The sequence below is a fragment of the Streptomyces flavochromogenes genome (assembly GCF_000717595.1).
GTDB classification, from domain to species: Bacteria; Actinomycetota; Actinomycetes; order Streptomycetales; family Streptomycetaceae; genus Streptomyces; species Streptomyces flavochromogenes.
The window spans coordinates 113,872-131,684 of the sequence record NZ_JNZO01000001.1 but is presented as its reverse complement, the minus strand read 5'-3'; the positions used below and the strand labels follow the sequence as shown (position 1 = coordinate 131,684).

Sequence of the window (17,813 nt, the reverse complement as noted above, 5' to 3'; positions counted from 1 at the left end):
CACGGAGGTAGATGGTTGGTTAGGTAAGCCTACTCTGAGTTCGGCCGGGGTCGGGGTGGGTCGTGGGGAGGTCCGGAGGGCCCCGGGAGAGGTGTCCGGCGGGCCTGTTCGGCGCGTTGACCTCAAGACGCGGTTCGGTTAGCCTCACCTAAGTCGTGATCCTTCGGTCTCGCGCCGCCGGGTTCCCGCCGTACATCTGTACCGCCGCCAGGGGGAGTTGTCGTTGTCCGTCGAATCCCGGGTGGTGCGGGGACAGCGGCCCCAGGAGCGAACCGCGGAGAAGACCACGGCTCCCGACGCGCCCGGGTCGGGCCGCACCGGGGCCGCGTTACGGGGACTGGGACTGGTCGTCGGGCTCGCCGCCCTCGTCCTCGTCGGACTCCTCAGCGTCTGGGTGGGCACCCGGGGCATCCCTTTCACCGCCACCTGGGACGCCCTGTGGAACCCCGACGGGTCCGAGACGTCGGTCATCATCCACGACTACCGCATCCCCCGGACCCTCCTCGGCATCCTCGTCGGCCTCGCCCTCGGTCTGGCCGGCGCCCTGATGCAGGCCCTGACACGCAATCCGCTCGCCGACCCCGGCATGCTCGGCGTCAACCTCGGCGCCTCCGCCGGCGTCGTCGTGGCCATCGCCTTCTTCGGCGTCGCGGCCCCGCTCGGCTACGTGTGGTTCGCCCTCGCCGGCGCCGCCGCCGCCTCCGTCGGCGTCCATCTGCTCGGCTCCTCCGGCCGGAAACTCGCCTCGCCCGAGCGGCTCGTCGTCGCCGGCGCCGCCGTGACCGCCGTCCTGTACGCCTTCAACTGGGCCGTCCTGCTGCTCAACCCGCGGGCCTTCGACCAGTTCCGCTTCTGGACCGTCGGCTCCCTCGCGGGCCGCTACCACGACATCGTCGTGATGGCCCTGCCCTTCATCGGCACCGGCCTCGTCGTGGCCCTCGTCCTCGCCCCCTCGCTCAACGCCCTGGCCATGGGCGACCAGATGGGCCGGGCCCTCGGCGTCAACGTCGGCCGGACCCGTGCCCTGGGCGCCGTCGCCGTGATGCTCCTGTGCGGGGCCGCCACCGCCGCCGCCGGACCGATCGGCTTCGTGGGTCTCGCCGTACCGCACATCGCCCGGTTCGTCGTCGGGCCCGACCAGCGGTGGGTGTTCGCGTACTCGATGCTGATCGCCCCCGTCCTGCTCCTGGGCTCGGACGTGCTCGGCCGGGTGCTCGGAGCCCCCGGCGAGCTCCAGGTCGGCATCGTCACCGCGTTCATCGGCGCCCCCCTGTTCATCGCCCTGTGCCGCCGCCGAAAGCTGGTCATGCTGTGACTGCCGTACGGGAGGCGAAGGCCTCCGCGCCCGACCCGACGCCCCGCGGGAGGCCCGGCGGGGCGACCGTGCCGGACCTGCCCCGTGTCATCACCGGCCGGGTCGTCCGTACCCGCTCCGGGACCGTCTCCCTGCGCGTCCAGGGCCGCACCGTCGCCGCCACCGCGGCCCTCCTCGTCGCCCTCCTCGTCGTCGCCGGCATCACCCTGACCACCGGCGACTTCGACCTCTCCGTCGGCGAGGTCGTCCAGGCGCTGACCGGAAACGGCACCGGGATCGCCGACTTCGTCGTCAACACCCTCCGCATGCCACGCCTCGTGACCGCGCTGTGCGTCGGCGCGGCCCTCGCCGTCAGCGGCGCCATCCTGCAGAGCATCACGGGCAACCCCCTGGGCAGCCCCGACATCATCGGCTTCACCAACGGCTCCGCCGTCGGCGCGCTCGTCGTCATCGTCATGCTGCACGGCAGCATGACCGAGATCGCGCTCGGCGCCCTCGTCGGCGGCCTCGGCACGGCCCTCGCCGTCCATCTCCTCATGATCGGCCGGGGCATCCAGGGCTTCCGCCTCGTCGTCGTCGGCATCGGCGTCAGTGCGCTGCTCCTCGCCGTCAACTCGTACCTGATCACCCGTGCCACCTTCCAGGAAGCCCTCGAAGCGCAGTCCTGGCTGATCGGCAGCCTGGGCAACCGGCTCTGGATCCACGCCCAGGCCATCGGCATCGCGGTCGCCGTACTCCTGCCCCTCGCCTTCTTCCTCTCCCGCCGCCTCTCCATGGTCGAGATGGGCGACACCACCGCCATGGCCCTCGGCGTCGACGTCTCACGCACCCGCACCGTCCTGCTCGTGATCAGCGTCGCCCTGGCCGCGTTCGCCACCGCCGTGACCGGACCCATCTGGTTCGTCGCCCTGGCCGCGCCCCAGGTGGCCCGCAAGATCACCGGCTCGTCCGGGCCCGCCCTGCTGCCGTCCGCCCTCATGGGCGCCGTCATGCTCGCCCTGAGCGACCTCGCCGTGCAGCGGATCTTCGCCCCCGCGCTCCTCCCGGTGGGCACGGCGACCGGCTGCGTCGGCGGGCTCTACCTCATCTGGCTACTGGTCACCGAGTCGCGAAAGAGCCGCGCATGACAGCAACGAACCGTCCGGCCTCCCGCCTGCGCGCCGAGAACCTGACCCTCTCCTACGACCAGCGGACGGTGGCGAGCGACCTCGACGTCGAGATCCCCGACCGCTCCTTCACGGTCGTCGTCGGACCCAACGCCTGCGGCAAGTCCACCCTGCTCACCGCCCTCGCCCGGATGCTCAAGCCGCGCGCCGGACAGGTCTACCTGGACGGCGCCGCCATCGCCTCGTACCGCTCCCGCGAGGTCGCCCGCCGGCTCGGACTGCTCCCGCAGTCCTCCACCGCGCCCGGCGGCATCACGGTGGGCGACCTCGTGGCCCGGGGCCGCTACCCCCACCAGGGCCTCCTGAAGCAGTGGTCCGCCGACGACGAGGCGGCCGTGGTCGAGGCGATGCGACAGACCGGCGTGCTCGAACTCGCCGACCGACCCGTCGACGACCTGTCCGGCGGCCAGCGCCAGCGCGTCTGGCTCTCGATGGTCCTGGCCCAGCAGACCGAGATCCTGCTCCTCGACGAGCCGACCACCTTCCTCGACATCGCCCACCAGGTCGAGGTCCTCGACCTGTGCGCCGAACTCCACGCCCGCCGCGGCCACACGATCGTGGCCGTCCTGCACGACCTCAACCAGGCCTGCCGGTACGCCACCCACCTCATCGTGATGCGCCCGGGCGGCATCGTCGCGGCCGAGGGCGACCCGTCGACCGTCATGACCGCCGAGCTGGTCGAGGACGTCTTCGGCCTGCCCTGCCGGATCATCCCCGACCCCGAGACCGGCACCCCGCTCATGGTGCCCGCCGCACCCAAGGGGTACGCCCCGGCCCGGGTGACGGGCACGACCGACGCCGACGCCGACGCGGACACGGACGTCGACGGGACGGCGAGCGGGAACGGGCCGGCCGCGTCCGACACCGCGATGGCCAAGACCTCCTGACGACAGCGACAGCGACCGGGAACGGGAACGGACTGCCCATGCTCTGTACGAGGCTGACGAACGCGCGCATTCTCACCATGGACCCGGACCACCCCGTCGCCCACGACCTCGGCATCTGGCGGGGGCGGATCGTGGGCCTCGACGAGGCCGTGACCTCACTCCCCGCCCGTGAGGTCGTCGACCTCCAGGGCGCCACCGTGCTGCCCGGATTCATCGACAGCCACGTCCACCTGGCATGGGCCGGACTGAAGGCCGACACCCCGAGCATCGCCCCCTGCGAGCGGATCGAGGACGTCCTCGCCGTCATCGGGGAGGCCGCCTCCCGGAAGGCCGAGCCCGGCGCCTGGGTCGACATCGCCGGCTACGACCAGCGGGCCCTGGGACGCCATCTCACCGCCGCCGAGATCGACCGGGTCAGCCAGGGCCGCAAGATCTTCCTCATGCACGACTCCGGGCACGCCTGCGTCGTCAACAGCGCCGTCCTCGACCTCCTTCCGGCCGACGTGCCGCACCAGGACGGCTTCCTCGCCGAGAGCGCCATGACCGCCGTGCGACGACTCCGGCTGCCGTACTCCCAGGAGGAACTCGCCGACGCCATCGAGCGGGCCGGCCGCACCTGCCTCGCCGAGGGAATCACCGCCTGCGCCGAGGCCGGCATCGGAGGCGGCCTCCTCGGACACAGCCCCGTCGAACTCGGCGCGTACCAACTCCTCAGGGACCAGGGCCGACTGCCCCTCCGTGTCCAGCTCATGGCCGCCGGCGACACCCTCCGCCCGCGCGCCGCCCACCGGAACGACGGCATCCCGCGCGCCCTCGACCTCGGCCTGCGCACCGGCTTCGGCGACGACTGGCTCTCCCTCGGAGCCCTCAAGATCTACACCGACGGCGGCATGATGGCGCGTACGGCGGCCCTCACCGAGCCGTACGAGGGCATGTCCCACACCGGGCAGTTCCAGGACGAGCCCGAGCGGATCGCGGACCTCATCGTCGACGGCCACCTCGCCGGCTGGCAGCTCGCCGTCCACGCCATCGGCGACCGCGCCGCCGACCTCGCCCTGGACGCCCTGGACCGCGCGCAGAGGCTCCGGCCCCGCCCGGCCGCCCGGCACCGCGTGGAACACGCCGGCCTGATCCGCCCGGACCAGCTGCCGCGCCTCGCCCGGCTCGGCGTCAGCGCCGTGGTCCAGCCCAACTTCCTCCGCTACTTCGGCGACGACTACGCGGACGTCATGGGGGAGCGGCGGGCGCCCTGGATGTACCGGGGCCGCGGCTTCCTCGATCACGGTGTCACCCTCGTCGGCAGCTCCGACCGGCCGGTCACGGACGGCTCGCCGCTCCGCGCCGTCCAGTTCATGGTCGAACGCGCCTCCACCTCCGGCCGGCCGATCGGACCGGACGAGGCCGTCACCGTCGACGAGGCCCTGCACGCCTACACGGTGGCCGGCGCGTACGCCTGCCACTGGGACGACAGCGCGGGCAGCCTCACACCCGGCAAACGCGCCGACCTGGTGGTCCTCGGGGACGACCCCCGGGCCGTCGAGACCTCGCGGATCGGGGACATCGAGGTCGTGGCGACGTACGTCGACGGGCGGACCGAGCCGGCGAAGGAGTGACCCCCGAACGGGCCGGCCGGTGAGGCGGACTCGTCGGCCGGCCGGCGGGGATGGGACGCCGCTCCCGCGCTAGCGCGGGGCCAGGATCCCCGGCAACGACTCCACCAGCTCCTCGACCTGACGCGCCGACACGGTCAGCGCAGGGGCCAGGCGTACGGTCACGGGACCGGCGGCGTTGACGAGGAACCCGGCCTCCTGCGCCGCCTCCTGGACCCGGACGGCGGCCGGCTCGGTCAGGACGACGCCCAGCAGGAGCCCCGCGCCCCGGACCTCGGCCACCAGGGGGTGCTCCAGCGCCTCGACTCCCGTCCGCAGCAGCTCACCCATCCGTACGGTGTGCTCCAGGAGGCCCTCCGCCGCGATGGTCTCCAGGACGGCCGAACCCGCCGCGCAGGCCACCGGATTGCCGCCGAAGGTCGACCCGTGCTGGCCGGGGCCCAAGAGCTCCCCTGCGTCCCCGAACGCCACCGTGGCGCCGATCGGAAGACCGCCGCCCAGCCCCTTGGCCAGCGTCACCACATCCGGGTCCACCCCCGGTCCGGCCTGGTGCGCGAACCAGTGTCCGGTCCTGCCGATCCCGGTCTGCACCTCGTCGAGGACGAGCAGACTGCCCGCGGCGCGGGTGATCGCCCGGGCGGCCCGCAGATACCCGCCGGGCGCGGGGATCACGCCCGCCTCGCCCTGCACGGGTTCGACGAAGACCGCCGCCGTGTCCTCCGAGACCGCCGCGCGCAGGGCGTCGACGTCGCCGAACGGCACGTGCGTCACGTCCCCGGGCAGGGGCAGGAACGGCTCGCGCTTCGCCCGCTGGCCCGTGACCGCCAGGGCGCCCATGGTGCGGCCGTGGAAGCCGCCCTCCATCGCGACGACCCGCGGGCGCCCAGTCCGCCGGGCGGCCTTGAAGGCCGCCTCGACGGCCTCCGCGCCGGAGTTGGAGAAGAAGACCCGGCCGCCCGGCCTGCCGAACAGCCCGAGAAGCCGTTCCGCGAGCGCCACCGGGGGCTCGGCGACGAACAGGTTCGAGACATGCCCGAGCCGTGCGACCTGGTCTGTCACGGCCGCCACCACGGCGGGGTGGGCGTGCCCGAGGGTGTTGACCGCGATCCCGCCGGTGAAGTCCGTGTACGCACGGCCGGCCTCGTCCCAGACGGTGCAGCCCTCGCCACGGACCAGGGCCAGTGGGGGAGTGCCGTAGGTGTTCATCATCACGGCACGCCAGCGGTTCCTGAGGGGAACGGTGACGGTCATGCGGGGGCCTCCTCCTCGTGCGGCGCGACGGCCGGGGCGGCGCCCCGCGTGATGCCCGGCGCCTCGTCGGGCAGGACCGTGGTGCCGGGGTTCTCCTCCGTGAGGACACCCCGGAGGACGGCGTGCGGTGTACGTCCGTCGAGGACGTGCACCCGCCCGACACCCGACCGCACCGCCCGCAGACAGCCCTCCATCTTCGGCAGCATCCCGCCGGCGAGCCCGGGGAGCAGTGTCTCCAGCGCTTCGGCCGTCAGCCGGGGGATCACCTCGGTGCTCCGCGGCCAGTCCGCGTACAGGCCGGGGACGTCGGTGAGCATCACGAGCCGGTCGGCGCCGAGTGCGACGGCCAGGGCCGAGGCCGCGAGGTCGGCGTTCACGTTGTAGATCTGCCCGTCCGCACCGCGCGCGACGGGGGAGACGACCGGGATACGGCCGCCGGCGAGGAGGTTCCGTACGGTGTCCGGGGCGACGTCCACGATGTCGCCGACGAGACCGATGTCGACGGGCCGCCCGTCCACCCAGGCCGGGCGGCGTACGGCGGTCAGGGTGTGGGCGTCCTCGCCCGACATGCCGACGGCGAAGGGCCCGTGGGCGTTGATGGCGCCGACCAGGTCCCGCTGGACCTGCCCGGTCAGCACCATGCGGACGACGTCCATGGCCTCCGGCGTGGTCACCCGCATGCCCGCCTCGAACCGGACCTCCAGGGCGAGGCGGTCGAGCATCGAGCTGATCTGGGGGCCGCCGCCGTGCACCACGACCGGGTGCAGGCCCGCCTGCCACAGCTCGACGACGTCCTGGGCGAAGGACCGCCGGAGCGCCGGGTCCTCCAGTGTGCTGCCACCGCACTTGACGACGACGGTCCGGCCCTGGAGGTCCTCGGACCAGGGGACGTCCGTGGCCGGGAGGCCGACGGCGCCCACACTCCCCGCGGCGGCGCACACGCGCCGCACGGCGTCCATGTCGCGCACGGCAGGCTGCTCGCCGAGCGTCCTCATCCTCGTACTCCCTCGGCTCATGAGCTGTAGGCGCTGTTCTCGTGCACGTACGCGGCCGTCAGGTCGTTGGTCCAGATCTCCGCGGACGCCTCTCCGGAGCGCAGGTCGACCGTGATCGTGATCCGGCGGCCGGACAGGTCGGCCTTCTCCCTGGGTTCCCCGGCCGCGCCGTCCCGGCAGACCCACACGCCGTTGACGGCCACGTCCAGGCGGTCGGGGTCGAACTCCGCGTCGGTGGTGCCGATCGCAGAGAGCACCCGGCCCCAGTTCGGGTCTTCGCCGTGCAGGGCGCATTTGAGGAGGTTGCTCCGGGCGATCGACCGGCCCACGGTCACGGCGTCGTCCTCGGACGCGGCGCCGACGACCGCCACCTCGATCTCCTTCGACGCGCCCTCGGAGTCCGCGACGAGCTGGCGGGCGAGGTCGAGACACACGGCGTGCACCGCCTCGGCGAGGTCCCCGTCCTCCGGGGTCACGCCGGAGGCGCCCGAGGCGAGCAGCAGCACGGTGTCGTTGGTGGACATGCAGCCGTCGGAGTCGACCCGGTCGAAGGTGGTCCGTACGGCCGCCCGCAGTGCGGAGTCGAGCGACGGACCGGCCGCCACGGCGTCGGTGGTGAGGACCACGAGCATGGTCGCGAGACCGGGTGCGAGCATGCCCGCGCCCTTCGCCATGCCGCCGACCGTCCAGCCGGAGCGGGTGACGACCGCGGTCTTGTGCACCGAGTCCGTCGTCTTGATCGCGACGGCCGCGTCCTCGCCGCCGTCGGAGGCGAGCCGTTCCGCCGCGAGGGCGATCCCGGCCGTTGTCCGGTCCATGGGCAGGGGGACACCGATGAGCCCGGTGGAGCAGACGGCCACGTCGTCCGGGGTGACGCCGACGGCGAGGGCCGTGTGCTCGGCCATGGTCCGGGCGGCGTCGGCGCCGGCCGTGCCGGTGCACGCGTTGGCGCCGCCGGAGTTCAGGACGACCGCGGAGACCCGGCCGTCGGCGAGGGCGCGCCGTGACCAGCGGACCGGTGCCGCCTGGATCCGGTTGGAGGTGAAGACTCCCGCGGCGGCCGGTGCGGGGCCCTGGTTCACCACCAGGGCGAGATCGGGATCGCCGGACGCCTTGATGCCGGCGGCCACTCCGCTGGCGAGGAATCCTCGGGCGGCGGTCACGGTCACGGAGCCACTCCATTCATGGGCAGGCCGAGCCCTTCGGGCAGGCCGAGGGCGACGTTCATGCTCTGCACCGCGCCACCGGCGGTGCCCTTCGTCAGGTTGTCGATCGCGCTCACGCAGATGAGGCGGCGGGCGGCCGGATCGAGCGCCACCTGCACCTGCACCGTGTTGGATCCGAGCACCGAGGCCGTGGACGGCCACTGGCCCTGCGGTAGCAGCCGGACGAACGGTTCGGTCGCGTACGCGGCCGCGAAGACCTCACGGACCTCGGCGAGCCCTCCGTCGGCGGCCACGCCGGGGCGCAGCCGGGCGGAGCAGGTGGCGAGGATGCCGCGGGGCATCGGGGCGAGGGTGGGGGTGAAGGACACGGTCACCGGCTCGCCCGCCACGAGGGACAGATTCTGGGTGAGTTCGGGGGTGTGCCGGTGACCGCCGCCGACGCCGTACGGGGTCATGGACCCCATCACCTCGGAGCCGAGCAGATGCGGCTTGGCCGCGCGGCCGGCTCCCGAGGTCCCGCCGGCCGCCACGACGACGACCTCGGGTTCCACGAGGCGGGCGGCGTGGGCCGGGTAGAGCGCGAGGGTGACGGCGGTCGGGTAGCACCCCGGGACGGCGATCCGCGTGGTCCCCTTCAGGTCGTCCCGGGCGCCGGGCATCTCGGGGAGCCCGTACGGCCAGGTGCCCGCGTGCTCGGAGCCGTAGAAGCGTGTCCACTCGTCCGGGTCGCGCAGGCGGAAGTCCGCCCCGCAGTCGACGACCAGGGTGTCACTCCCCAACTCCGCGGCGAGCGCGCCCGACTGCCCGTGCGGCAGAGCGAGGAACACGACGTCGTGTCCGCCGAGTGCCTCCGCCGACGTCTCCGTCAGCACCCGGTCGGAGAGCGAGGTCAGCTGGGGTTGCACCTGGCCGAGAGTGAGGCCGGCGCTGCTGTGCGCGGCGAGGACGCCGACGTCGAGACCGGGATGTGAGGCGATCAGGCGGAGGATCTCCCCACCGGCATAGCCACTGGCTCCGGCCACCGCGACCCGCAAGGTCATGTTCTTCCGTCTCTCCTGATGAATGGGGACGTGGCGCACACCGGGGGTGGGCACCCCAAGTCGACGCACAGGAACTTAACTTAGCCTAACCTAAGTTGTCCCGGTGGCGGAATCGCCGATGTGTGACGCCGGATCAGGTGAGAGGTTTCCAACGGCTCTGCGACAGAGCTCAGTTGGTGGCGATGTGGGGCGAGAGTGGGAGTGGGGGCGGGGAAGGGGGGAGGGGCTTCGAGGAGTCCCGTGGGCGGCGACCCCTCAGGCCCGCGACCCCCACGCCGTCGTCAGGCCGTCCAGCCAGGCCGGCGGGAGTTCGGCCGCGTCCCATTCCTCGTGCAGCGCCGACGGTGTCTCGGCCAGGCGTTCGAGCACGGCCACGCTGGTGGGGGAGTGGACGAGGGAGTAGCGGCCGTGGATCGCGATCGGGCTGCCCGGGCCGTACTCCGCGTACAACCGCTCCAGGTGCGCGCGGTGAGCGGACGCGAACCGCGTCAGCCGCCCCGGGTACCCGGCCCGTTGCCGTGGGTTCATCGTGCGCAGCACCGCTCCGAGCACCTGCTCGGTGACCTCCGGGTCGAGGTCGGAGGCATCGGCGAACGAGAGATAGAGCGGCGTGACGGCCACCTTGGCCCGTTCCATCTCCGCCCGCCTGACGGGGGAACGCTCGTCTGCGGAGTCGGCCGACGGACCGGCGGTGACGGCGCGGATCAGCGCCCGCTCGGCGACGGTGCCGAGTTCGTCGGCGACGGCCAGGGCGCCGTCGGACCAGCCCGACGCGTAGGCCTCACCCTTCTCCTGCGGAGCACTCCGCCGGGCTTCGGCGATCTCCGTGTGGGCGCCGGCGAGCGCGCCCGCCTCGACGAGCCCGATGAGTTCCTCCGCGTCGCCGGTGTAGACCCCCGCCCGCGCGAGGAGCTGGAGGAGGGTGGTCTTCGCGTTGAGCACACTGGCCACGTCCAGCTGCTGCTGCCGTCCCTCGTCGGCGGTGTTCATGGGAGGGTCCTCCTCGTCGTACGGGCGGCGCGGTGCGGGTGCGCGGAACGCTCTGTTCGAGCCTACGCAACGCCCGTTCCTCCGGGGCCCGCATCCCCCTCCTCCCGCGCGCGTCGCCGACGACCCCGCGGGTCACGGACCGTCACGACCCGCCTCACCGACCCCGTGCGACGGGGTCAGTCCCGGTACACGCGCAATTGCGCCACCTCGTACGACATCTCCGACACCCCGGGGTCCGGCGCGGGGTGGTAGCGGCCCGCACAGACCGACAGGTTCACGATGAGGTGCGCCCGCCAGGAACGCCCCACCCCGCGGCGGTCGTCGAAGACCCGTGCGCCGTTCACCCACCACACCACGCTGCGGGCGCCGAACTCGACTCGTAGGTCGACCCAGGCCCCCGGCCGGATCGCCGCGTTCCGGTAGTACAGGTGGCGTCCCCTGATCCGGTTCGACAGTTCGAGGAGGTCCGGATTGTCGGGGTGGTACTCGAAGACGTCGATCTCCTGCCCGCCGTCGAGCCAGGTCCAGATGGCCGGCCACGCGCCCGTCTCCACCGGCAGACGCACCCGCGCCTCCAGGACGTCGTCGGCCCGCACCAGGAAGGCCTCCGTGCTGCCCTCCGTCGTGAGCAGTCCCGCGTCCCACTTGCCATCGGGGCGACGGGTCGCCCGGAAGACCCCGGTCCTGCTGTACGCGGGGTCCTCCACGAGGTGGTCGAGCTTGTTGTCGCCCGGATTGGTCGGCCCGCCGCCGGGATAGGCCCAGGAGTGGCCGGCGATCCACTGCTCGGCGGAGGAGAAGTCCGCGTCGAGCACGACCCTTCCCGGTGATCGCGCGGGTCCGCGGGGGCCCGTCCCCGGGCGGCTGTCGGAGCCGCGGCGTCTGAACAGCCGGTCGAAGAGGTCGGACAGCACGGCACACTCCCCTCGCACGGGCACGGTCGGCCCACGAACGATCTGCCCAGCCCGGCTCCGTTCATGCGGGGAATAAGGCCTATTGGCGACAAGTCGTCAGAAGACCCGCTGTGTCATGTGACGCCGGACCCGGCCCGCCGGCCCGGTCGCCCCGGCCGGGCGTCGACGCGAGGGAATGGGCGAGTCCTCCGCCTCGCCGAGAGCCGAGCCCCTCCGCGCGCCGTACTGCGGCGGCCCCCGCCGTCCGCGGACTGACGGGCGGGTGGGGAACCAGGGCCGAGCCGATCGAGGTGCTCGATCCGGCCCGTGCCGGCGCGGTCGACGTCCACACCGAGACGTACGGCCTGGACGGCGCTCCGAAGGTCTGCGAGCGGCTGCGCGCGGGGTGCGTCGACGGGCGAGCGGTCATCCCCCACGGCTGAGGCGAGCGACCGGCGGGTCGAGCCGAGGCGACCGGCCGAACCGCAACCGAAAGGCGTGCGGGACCGCACGGGCGCCCCCCGGGGATCGTTTCGGATACGCTGTATCCGAAATAGTCGATCGAGGTGTGCGTACCCCTTCGCGCACCCGGGGCGGCGAGGAGCATCGGGCATGCCGGAATCGCACGACACGAGCAGGGCGGCGGCGGGAGCGCTCGACGCCGACGTCACCGTCATCGGCGCGGGGCCCGTGGGCCTCGCGCTCACACTCGACCTGGCCCGCCGAGGGATCCCGGTACGCGTGGTCGAGCGCGAAGAGAAGCGCTTCCAGGGCTCACGGGCCAAGGGCATCCAGCCCCGCACCCTGGAGGTCCTCGACGACCTCGGCCTGGCCGACGCCGCCCGCGCGGCAGGCGGCGCCTACCCGCCGTTGGGCCTCCATGTCGGCCCCTTCACCAAGGCCTGGCAGATGCACGCCACCGCCCCGGACAGTGCCGGCACCCCCTACCCCGACGTCCTCCTGCTCCCTCAGTACGCCACCACCGCGCTCCTCCAAGACGCCGTCGAACGCCTCGGAGTGCGCGTCGACTTCGGCGCCCGCGCCGTGGAGATCACCCAGGACGAGGAGACGTGCACGGTGCGCCTGGAGGACGGCCGCGTCCTCGGAAGCAGGTACGTGGTCGGGGCCGACGGCGGTTCCAGCATCGTCCGCAAGGCCGCCGGCATCGCCTTCGAGGGCACCACGGACGAGACCGACCGGATGATCCTCGTCGACGCGACCGTCGACGGACTCTCGCGCGGCCACTGGCACATCTGGCCCCGACTGCGCGGACGCGGCATCGCGGCATGTCCCCTGCCGGGCGACGCAGGCCGCTTCCAGATCATGATCAAGATCCGTCCCGACGACCCCGTCGACCTCACCGGGACGGCCCTCGCCGCCCTCCTGCGCCGCCGCGCGGGGACCTCCCTCACCCTGCGCGACATCACCTGGTCCTCGGTCTTCCGTCCCAACATCCGGCTCGCCGAGCGCTACCGCGACGGCCGGCTCCTGCTCTGCGGCGACGCCGCCCACGTCCACACACCCGCCGGCGCGCAGGGTCTCAACACCGGTGTCCAGGACGCACACAACCTCGGCTGGAAGCTCCAGCAGGTCCTCGCGGGCGCCGACGACGCGCTCCTGGACAGTTACGAGCGGGAGCGTCGCCCCGTCGCCGCGCAGGTCCTCGGCCGCTCCACCGAGCTGTACGAGGGCCTGCGCCGCACCCGTCCGTCCGGGCTCACCCGGGGCCCGGACGAACATCAGCTCGGCATCTCGTACTTCGGCGGCCCTCTTGCCCCGTCCGACACACCCCGCACGGCGAACCTGCGCTGCGGCGACCGGGCCCCGGACGCGGTTCTGCCGAGGGCGACGGAGAGGACCCGGGTGACGGGGGCGACGGGGGCGATGGGCGAGACGGCGACGACCGGGTCCGCAAGCCGACTCTTCGACCTCTTCCGAGGCCCGCACTTCACCGCCCTCGCGTTCGGCGCCGGCGCCGCCACCGCGCTGGCCCGCCTCCCCTGGCCGCCCGGCGGCGTCCCGCTGCGCCGCCACACCGTGCTGCCGCACACCACACCGCGTACGCCGGACGAAGCGGCCCTGCTCACGGCGTACGGCATCACCGAGGACACGGTCGTGCTCGTCCGCCCGGACGGCTACATCGGCGACATCCGTCACAAGGGCGAAGAGACCGGATACGGCAACGGCAACCGGCCGGCACAGGCATTTCATCCGTGTTCCCGGCGATCGGCCGGCTGACGGCCGGCTGACGTCGGTCCTCCGGCAGGGTCGGCGGGGCGGGCACCCGGTGGCCCCGCCCGGCCCGTACACGCACGACCGGTACCGTGTCCCCGCATCACCGATGGCCGCCGGGAGCCGTGACGCGCAGGGCGGCGACGACCCGGCACAGGAAAGAGGGCCCAGCGCATGGCCGCCACCCCGCCACCCCCCGGCAGTCCGGCCTGGTGGGCCGTGCGCCCGAACCCCGAGGCGCTCGCCGCCGCTGCCGCCGAACCGCGACGCGGCCGCCCGTCGCTCGACACCGGCCACATCGTGGGCACGGCGCTGCGGCTGGTCGACGAGCACGGCACGCAGGCCTTCTCCCTGCGCATGCTCGCCGACGGCCTGAACTCCGGTACGGCCACGCTCTACCGTCACTTCGACGGCAAGGACGAGATCCTGGCGTACGTCGTGGACCGCGTCCTCGGCGAGGTGGACCTGGACGCGCTGAGCAGGTCCACCGACTGGCGCGAAGCCCTCACGGTGACGGCCCACGGGTTCCACGACACCTTGCGCCGCCACCCGAACACCCTGCCGCTGCTCATGGCGTACGTCCCCGTCGGGCCCCACGGACTCGCCCAGCGCGAACGCGTCCTGGCGGCGCTCCTGCAGCACGGCCTGCCGGCCGACCTGGCAGCCCGTGCCTTCACGGCCGTCACGCACTACGTCATCGGCTTCACCGCCCAGCAGTACGGTCCCGCCGCCGCCCCCGACCACAGCGCCGAACTCGCGGCCTTCTACGGCGGACTCGACCCGGCGTCCTACCCCGCCCTTCTCGAGGCCGCCCGGTCCCTCACGTCCGTGGCGGTCGACGAGGAGTTCGAGTTCGGCCTCACCCTCCTCGTCCGAGGCCTCGCGCACCTGGCTCCGTGAGGCCTCCCGCGAGGCTCACGAGACCATGATCGCCCAGGCGCCGGCCAGCGAGGCCAGGTACAGAAGGACGCCGATCGGCAGGTAGACCCACGGAGTACGGCCCCGTCGCCAGGCCGCCAGTCCGAGCCCGGCCGACACCGCCGCCGCGGCACCGAGCCCGATCCAGGGCAGCGCCCACGTCGAGAGCATGCCGAACGTCGTACAGACGGGTGCCGGGCTGACCGACCCGCAGCTGTCGGTCGCGAAGACGGAGATGTAGAGGGCGAACATGTCGATCATCAGTCCGCCGCCGACCAGTACCGCGAGCGTCACCAGATACCCGGTGGGCCGTGTGCGCCGGGCCGTTCCCGGGTCGCCCTGCAGGGGGAGGCTCATGTCTCCTCGTTCCGCCGCGCGTCGTCGTGTGCCGTGACAACACGGTAGGAGCGGCGGCGAGCGCAGGGAATGAGCACGCGTACTCATCTCGACCGGGGGTGGCGCGACGGTCACCTGCCCGACTCGTTGGTCACACCATGAATGACGTCACCCGCCGTACGAGGCGCCTACTCCGCGTCCCGGTCACCGGCATCGCCGCCCTCGCCCTCCTCCTCGGGATCACGGGTGCGCAGCACACCCACGCGAGCACCATGGGCCAGGACTGTCCGGCGGCGGAGATCTTCGCGACCGACAACACCGCGGTCGTCACGGACCCGGACGACCCCAGGCTCCGGACGCGCCTGACCCGCTTCGACCACGAGGTGCGCGCGATCATCCGCGCCCACGGTGCCCGCCGGGCGGCCTCGACACTCCTGGACGGCGTCTTCTGGTCCGAGGCCGGGCAGCGGGCCGCGTACGAGCGGTCCCGCGAGTTCGACGTGAACAGGATCGGCCGGGACGGGCTCCACCACCTCGCGGGCGTCATCGCCGAGGAGTACGACCAGGAGGCCGTGCTCACCTTCCGGTGCCTGCCCAGGACGTCGCCGGAGACCGACGCGGTCGAGATCGAGGTGCCCGGAGTCGGCGCGAGCCGGCTGAGCGAGGCGCTCGTCGCGGACCCCGGGGCCCGCGAGAAGCTCGGCGGCGGCTCGGTCACCCTCGACGGGCGGCTCGTCCTGGTCGCCGAGGTCGCCGATCTGGACCTCGCGCGCACGTTCGCGGTCTCGCTCGGCGCCGACTGGAACGAGGCTCGACTGCACTACGGGGACCGGGAGTTCGTGAGCTGATCGGGCGCCACGCGCCGGCGGCGCCCGGCCGGTCCGGGTCCGGGGCTGTGCTCACCCCGAACCCGGACCGGTACCGCTACCGGTACCGACGACGACGAGGTCGGCGCACCGGGCCGTCACCCCTCCCCGCTGCCTACCCGGCGTAGGTCTCGAACTCGGCGACGCGGGGGGTGCCGGTCGAGCCGACGATCTCGAAGGTGATCTTCTTGAGCGCGGTGCGGGGGACGGCGATGGCCCCGGCCCCGCTGCCGGAGGCGAGGACGGCTCCGGTGTCACCGTTGAGGACGCGCCAGGACCCGATGGAACCGGCCGAACCGGCCGCCTCGCGGATGGTGATCGCGGACACGGTGGTGGCGGAGCCCCACTTGACGGACACCGAGCCGGTGGAGCCGGCGGGCGACCAGTAGGTGCCGAGGTCGCCGTCACGGACGTTGCCGTAGCTCGTACCGTCGGCCTTGCTGGAACCGTCGGCGCCGGCCCCGATGCTGAGGTTGGTCCCACTGGGCGCGGTCGGTCCGGGAGTGGGGGTGGTGGGCGCCGGGGTGGGCGACGTGGAGGTCGCCGTCGGAGTGGGCGAGGGGCTCGGACTCTGCGGCGAGCAGCTGCCGTTCGACACGAGAAGTCCCTTGCCGGCACCGGCCGTTCGGCCGACGACGTCCGGTACGCAGGCGGCGGAGTCGAGGGTGTGGGCGTACGGGATCGTGACGGTGGTGTTGGACTGAGGGTTCGGGCCCGCCGGGTTGTTCTCGGTGCTGCGCGCGGACCACGTCACGTTGTCGAAGATGTTGCCGCCGACCTGCCAGTACCCGGCCGCGTCGGTGTAGAAGGTGCCCAGGACGTCCTTGGAGTCCTCGAAGTAGTTGTTGTCGACCCTGGCATGGGCGCCGGCGCGGGAGTTGATGCCTGACTCGTTGATCCGCAGGTAGTGGTTGTTGTACATGTGGGCGGTGCCGCCGCGCAGCAGGGGGGCGCGGGAGTCGATGTTCTCGTACAGGTTGTGGTGGTACGTGATGAAGCTGTTCGACAGCTCGGTCTCGCTGGAGCCGACGAGGCCGCCGCGGCCGGAGTTGCGCAGGATGCTGTAGGACAGCGTGACGTACTGGGTGTTGTCCTTCATGTCGAAGAGCCCGTCGTAGCCCTCCGCCTCGCCGCCCGACGCCTCCAGGGTGGTGTGGTCGACCCAGACGTTGCGGACGTCGCTCTCCATGCCGATGGCGTCGCCGCCGTTGGAGAGGGGCGAGCCTGACTTCTTGACGTTCCGGACGGTCACGTTCTGGATGATGATGTTGCTGGACTCGCGTATGTGGATGCCGAGTTGATCGAAGACGGCGCCGGATCCGACCCCGACGAGGGTGACGTTGCTGATCTGCTTGAGCTCGATCACGCCGGCGGCGGTGTTGCAACTGCTGCCCGACACCTTGGTGGTGTTGGCGTGGTTGATCGTCCCCTCGACCTCGATGGTGATCGGGGTGCTGCTGCTGGCCCGTGCGCACAGGGCCGCGTGGATCGCGGTCCCCGTGGTGGCCCGTACGGTCTGTCCACCGGCACCGCCGGTGGTCCCGCCGTTCTGGCTCGCGTAACCGGTGGCGCCACCGGTCGCCGCCGATGCCTGAGGTATCGCCAACACCACACCGGTCGCGGCCGCGAGGGCCAGGGTGGCCAGTGCCGCGTGGAGCCGAAGTGCGACTGGTCGTCTCATGTTCGCCGTCCTTCTCGTCTTCGAACGCTGGGGATGGTTCCTGAATGCCGTGCCGTGCCGTGCCGTGCGGTGCCGTGCCGTGCCCTGCCGTGCTCGCGGAACATCGTTCGGTCCGAGGACACCCCCCACGGGCAGGCCTCGGAGAGGCGCTCAGGATAGAAAGAAAGCGCTTTCCCGCCGGGAGAATAGGGTGAGCCCAGGGCAGTGGCAAGGCTCCGCGCACGACCTCCCCGCCCGCCACGACGCGCCGGCGCGGCCCGTCGTGGTCCGACGGAAGGGTCGGTACCGGGACGTTCTATCCGCTTGTCAGTGCGGGATTGATCAAGTAGCGTCCTTCGACGTGAACACCGGACCGGCGATTCGACGCCATACACAGACGGGCCATCCGGTGGACGACTGATCGCTCCGTGGGTGCGTCGAAAGCACCCCCACGGTTCGGCACGCGGACCCCCAGTGCTCCGGCACTG

The 17,813-nt window shown here is 72.7% G+C and carries 16 protein-coding genes; 8 read left to right on the top strand and 8 right to left on the bottom strand.

What is annotated here, in order from left to right; all coding sequences use genetic code 11:
• The first annotated feature begins 217 nt into the window (after positions 1–217).
• Genes IF00_RS0100475 through IF00_RS0100460 form a run of 4 tightly spaced genes read left to right on the top strand, consistent with a single transcriptional unit; the run spans position 218 to position 4,981 of the window.
• Complete coding sequence (locus IF00_RS0100475; RefSeq protein WP_209439716.1) at positions 218–1,315, top strand: FecCD family ABC transporter permease; 1,098 nt, start codon at positions 218–220, stop codon at positions 1,313–1,315.
• Positions 1,312–2,442, top strand: a complete 1,131-nt coding sequence (locus IF00_RS0100470; protein WP_078944479.1) for a FecCD family ABC transporter permease — start codon at positions 1,312–1,314, stop codon at positions 2,440–2,442. The genes IF00_RS0100475 and IF00_RS0100470 overlap by 4 nt, the downstream gene beginning before the upstream one ends.
• A complete protein-coding gene (locus IF00_RS0100465) occupies positions 2,439–3,368 on the top strand; it encodes an ABC transporter ATP-binding protein (protein WP_078944478.1) in 930 nt (309 codons plus the stop codon). The genes IF00_RS0100470 and IF00_RS0100465 overlap by 4 nt, the downstream gene beginning before the upstream one ends.
• 38 nt (positions 3,369–3,406) lie before the next feature.
• Positions 3,407–4,981, top strand: a complete 1,575-nt coding sequence (locus tag IF00_RS0100460) for an amidohydrolase (protein WP_030312972.1) — start codon at positions 3,407–3,409, stop codon at positions 4,979–4,981.
• A gap of 69 nt (positions 4,982–5,050) precedes the next feature.
• Here IF00_RS0100460 and IF00_RS0100455 read toward each other — a convergent pair whose 3' ends face one another.
• The 6 genes from IF00_RS0100455 to IF00_RS0100430 all read right to left on the bottom strand — a co-directional run bounded on the left by IF00_RS0100455 (position 5,051) and on the right by IF00_RS0100430 (position 11,235).
• On the bottom strand, positions 5,051–6,229 hold the full coding sequence (locus IF00_RS0100455) for an acetylornithine transaminase (protein ID WP_030312971.1): 1,179 nt from the start codon (positions 6,227–6,229) through the stop codon (positions 5,051–5,053).
• Complete coding sequence (argB, locus tag IF00_RS0100450; RefSeq protein WP_030312970.1) at positions 6,226–7,224, bottom strand: acetylglutamate kinase; 999 nt, start codon at positions 7,222–7,224, stop codon at positions 6,226–6,228. The genes IF00_RS0100455 and argB overlap by 4 nt, the downstream gene beginning before the upstream one ends.
• A gap of 17 nt (positions 7,225–7,241) precedes the next feature.
• Entirely contained in the window at positions 7,242–8,393 is a 1,152-nt protein-coding gene (gene argJ / locus IF00_RS0100445; protein ID WP_030312969.1) for a bifunctional glutamate N-acetyltransferase/amino-acid acetyltransferase ArgJ, read from the bottom strand.
• Positions 8,390–9,430 carry an N-acetyl-gamma-glutamyl-phosphate reductase gene (gene argC / locus IF00_RS0100440; protein WP_030312968.1) on the bottom strand — a complete coding sequence of 347 codons (1,041 nt, stop codon included), beginning with the start codon at positions 9,428–9,430 and terminating at the stop codon, positions 8,390–8,392. The genes argJ and argC overlap by 4 nt, the downstream gene beginning before the upstream one ends.
• A 255-nt stretch (positions 9,431–9,685) precedes the next feature.
• Positions 9,686–10,420 (bottom strand): hypothetical protein, encoded by a 735-nt coding sequence (locus IF00_RS0100435; protein ID WP_030312967.1) that lies wholly within the window; start codon positions 10,418–10,420, stop codon positions 9,686–9,688.
• Positions 10,421–10,596: 176 nt separating this feature from the next.
• Positions 10,597–11,235 carry a LamG domain-containing protein gene (locus IF00_RS0100430; protein ID WP_030312966.1) on the bottom strand — a complete coding sequence of 213 codons (639 nt, stop codon included), beginning with the start codon at positions 11,233–11,235 and terminating at the stop codon, positions 10,597–10,599.
• Between the two features lie 389 nt (positions 11,236–11,624).
• Here IF00_RS0100430 and IF00_RS46655 point away from each other — a divergent pair, with 389 nt between their 5' ends.
• The 3 genes from IF00_RS46655 to IF00_RS0100415 all read left to right on the top strand — a co-directional run bounded on the left by IF00_RS46655 (position 11,625) and on the right by IF00_RS0100415 (position 14,445).
• Positions 11,625–11,756, top strand: coding sequence for a hypothetical protein (locus tag IF00_RS46655; protein WP_388311592.1), 132 nt, complete (start codon positions 11,625–11,627; stop codon positions 11,754–11,756).
• Between the two features lie 169 nt (positions 11,757–11,925).
• The gene (locus IF00_RS0100420) at positions 11,926–13,551 is read left to right on the top strand and encodes an FAD-dependent monooxygenase (protein ID WP_078944475.1); all 1,626 of its coding nucleotides are present in this window, start codon (positions 11,926–11,928) and stop codon (positions 13,549–13,551) included.
• 168 nt (positions 13,552–13,719) lie between these two features.
• On the top strand, positions 13,720–14,445 hold the full coding sequence (locus IF00_RS0100415) for a TetR/AcrR family transcriptional regulator (protein WP_078944474.1): 726 nt from the start codon (positions 13,720–13,722) through the stop codon (positions 14,443–14,445).
• A gap of 15 nt (positions 14,446–14,460) precedes the next feature.
• Here IF00_RS0100415 and IF00_RS42475 read toward each other — a convergent pair whose 3' ends face one another.
• Positions 14,461–14,820, bottom strand: a complete 360-nt coding sequence (locus IF00_RS42475) for a hypothetical protein (RefSeq protein ID WP_051819582.1) — start codon at positions 14,818–14,820, stop codon at positions 14,461–14,463.
• Between the two features lie 137 nt (positions 14,821–14,957).
• Between IF00_RS42475 and IF00_RS0100405 the strand changes: the two genes are divergently transcribed.
• Complete coding sequence (locus IF00_RS0100405; RefSeq protein WP_030312962.1) at positions 14,958–15,647, top strand: hypothetical protein; 690 nt, start codon at positions 14,958–14,960, stop codon at positions 15,645–15,647.
• A 133-nt stretch (positions 15,648–15,780) separates the two neighbouring features.
• Here the strand turns inward: IF00_RS0100405 and IF00_RS0100400 are convergent, their stop codons facing one another.
• The gene (locus IF00_RS0100400; protein WP_030312961.1) at positions 15,781–17,346 is read right to left on the bottom strand and encodes a pectate lyase family protein; all 1,566 of its coding nucleotides are present in this window, start codon (positions 17,344–17,346) and stop codon (positions 15,781–15,783) included.
• Positions 17,347–17,813: the final 467 nt, after the last annotated feature.